Source organism: Okeania sp. SIO2B9 (assembly GCF_010672505.1).
Lineage (GTDB): Bacteria > Cyanobacteriota > Cyanobacteriia > Cyanobacteriales > Microcoleaceae > Okeania > Okeania hirsuta.
In genome coordinates, this window is record NZ_JAAHGK010000985.1 from 1 (window position 1) to 2,968 (window position 2,968).

General features: G+C 34.3%; 4 pseudogenes. All 4 read right to left on the bottom strand.

The features are described from left to right. Window positions 1-18: 18 nt before the first annotated feature. Window positions 19-417 (bottom strand): annotated as a pseudogene (locus F6K13_RS35895) (GDP-mannose 4,6-dehydratase); the annotation flags it as partial. A 3-nt stretch (window positions 418-420) separates the two neighbouring features. Next, a pseudogene (locus F6K13_RS26340) lies at window positions 421-1,683 on the bottom strand (NAD-dependent dehydratase); the annotation flags it as partial. Further along, window positions 1,684-2,202: pseudogene (locus F6K13_RS26345) on the bottom strand (GDP-mannose 4,6-dehydratase); the annotation flags it as partial. 153 nt (window positions 2,203-2,355) lie between these two features. Further along, window positions 2,356-2,968: pseudogene (locus F6K13_RS26350) on the bottom strand (elongation factor 4); the annotation flags it as partial.

The following is a 2,968-nucleotide window of genomic DNA, read 5'->3' on the forward strand; positions in this document are numbered from 1 at the left end:
TAGATTTTCGAGAGCGGCTCAAAAATCTTCTATTGTCAATTTTAACCCTTCTTGGAGAGGAACACTAGGCTCCCAACCTAAATATTTTTTAGCACGAGTAATATCTGGTTGTCGCTGTTTCGGGTCATCTTGTGGCAGAGGTTTATATGTTATCTCTGCATCTGGGTTAACCATTTGTTGAATTGTTTGAGCTAATTCAAGTATGGTATATTCTCCTGGGTTTCCTATGTTGACTGGTCCAATAAAATCTTGATCCATTAATCGAATAAACCCTTCTACCAAGTCTGACACATAACAGAAACTTCTGGTTTGAGAGCCATCTCCATAAACTGTTAGTGGTGTTCCTTTTAAGGCTTGTGCAATAAAGTTACTCACTACTCGACCGTCATTTTCTAACATTCTTGGCCCATAAGTATTATGAGCAAAAATTCCGTAGCTTCCACCAATAAAATTTTCATAATTTGGTACTGAGAAATCGTACACATAATCATCTATTTCAAATTCCTCAATACTTTCTATTTTTGCCCAGACAATATCACCAGTCCTTTTTGCTGATATTTTCTGCTGAATGTTAGACAAATTCTCAATATTGTTATCTTCTAACCCCTGTACTATTATTTGGTAATTTTGTTCTATTTCTGAGACATTTGCTACTAGCCCAAACTTAGCTAAAATTAATACTAACTTTTCAGCGATCGCCTGACTGCCACTCTTAAATTCAATATTTAAATTTGGTTGATTTTCTACTACATTATTTCCTTCATTCAATCCCTGTAAAAAACTAATTAATTGTTTTTGAGGAAGTTGTAAAACCCAATTAGAAATCTCTTTTTCTTTATTCCCAAAATTCAACCCTTCTCCAATTAGATCGACCAGAATTTTTGACCTAATACTTATAGACCCTTCTATCTTAATTTCACATTGACACTCAAATATTCTTTCTACTACTTCTATTAATTTTGCTAGTTTCTCAGCTCCTCCTTTAAACACCAATTCATTGTCTATGAAACTTCCTTGAGATACATAAAACCCTAATAACCACAAAAATTCTTCTATATTCCCCACCCAATTTTTAATTGCCTTTGAAGATAAATAGCAAATTTTTTCTTTTTTGGATAGAGGAAGTTCTAAATATTCCCATAGATGCAAAGGAATTTTATTTTTTGCTTCGTAGCTTTTCAGTATTGAATAAAGTTGTTCGGGATTAACACCTTTTGCCAATAAATACTCACGAATTTTATCTCCATATTTTTCTATATAGGAGATTGTCTCTTCACTTTCCAGAAATATTTCTTCTTGAATACAAATTTTATCTGTAATGTAGAATGGTTGTAAAGGTTGCTCCAAAAAGCTGATATAATTAGGAACTCCTATTTCATCTCCCACCTTTAGTTCATTTCCGAAAGCTGCTTGAGGTCGATCGTTATTATTCCTAGTAAATAAACTATGGTCTTCAGTAATTTTTATCTGCTTACCCCAGACAGTTTTTATCTGATAACCCTTCTTCTTAACATGATGTTTCCAAATTGCAGAAATTGGTTTAATTACTGTCTTGGAATTTTCATCAAAACAAGGCACCGATACATTAGATATATCTCCATTAATTCTGTCATAACATTCAGCAAAGCTTTCATAATAGAGTTCTTTACCAATGTAATAAAGTACCTTTTGGTCTCCAGTCAAACTGTTAAAAATTCTGACTACTCTAATATCAACATTATTTTGACGATGGTAATCAAATGCCAAAGTTTCTGCTACTCGCTTCCCCTCGTCGTAACACGATCTAATACCAATACAATTAACATTACCTCTATACTCTTCTGTTTGAGGATGTACATCTGGGTCTCCATATACCTCAGATGTGGAAGCCAAAAAGAATCTTGCTTTTACCCTTTTTGCTAACCCCAACATATTCAATGTCCCCATCACATTTGTTTTAATTGTCTTGACAGGGTTGTACTGATAATGTATAGGACTGGCAGGACAAGCTAGATGATAAATTTGATCCGCTTCCAATCTAATAGGTTCAGTAATATCGTGGCGAACTAACTCAAAATAAGGATGATTCAACCACTTTAAAATATTGCGCTTAGTTCCTGTGTAAAAATTATCAAGACAGATGACTTCATGGCCTTTTTCCATTAATCTATCGATGAGATGAGAACCAAGAAAACCCGCACCACCTGTTACTAATATTCTCATTGTTTCCACTATCAAGGACTGTAATTTGCTGTGGTTTGCAACAAATAATTGAATAACCACATCAAATCTGATCATACACTAACAAAGTATGCGCCTGAAACATATTAGCACAGAAAGTGTATCGAATCTCTAAAAAACAACTTAGTTAAGGTATTAATCTAATCGCAGCACTGCCATAAAAGCTTCTTGTGGCACATCAACTGTACCTAATGACTTCATTCGTTTTTTACCTTTTGCCTGTTTTTGCAGTAATTTTTTCTTACGGCTAATATCCCCACCATAACATTTAGCTAAAACATCTTTCCGTAAAGCAGGAATATGTTCACTAGCAATAACTTTAGAACCAATAGATGCTTGAATTGGTACTTTAAATTGATGGCGAGGAATTAATTCTTTAAGTTTTTCTGTCAAAGCACGACCTACTCCATAAGCTTTATCGCGATGTACAATTACAGCTAAAGCATCTACTGGTTCAGCGTTAATCATAATATCTAGCTTCACCAGAGGATTTTCACGATACCCTATGAGTTGATATTCCATACTTGCATAACCACGAGACCGAGATTTCATTTGGTCAAAAAAGTCTGTTACTACTTCTGCCAAAGGAATTTCATATACTAAAGTTGTTCTACCCTTAGTTAGATACTTCATATCCTTAAATATCCCACGTCGTGATTGACCCAACTCCATTAATGTCCCTACATATTCTTCTGGAGTAATCATTTCTACCTGGACATAAGGTTCTTCCATTTTTTCTCGGTGATTA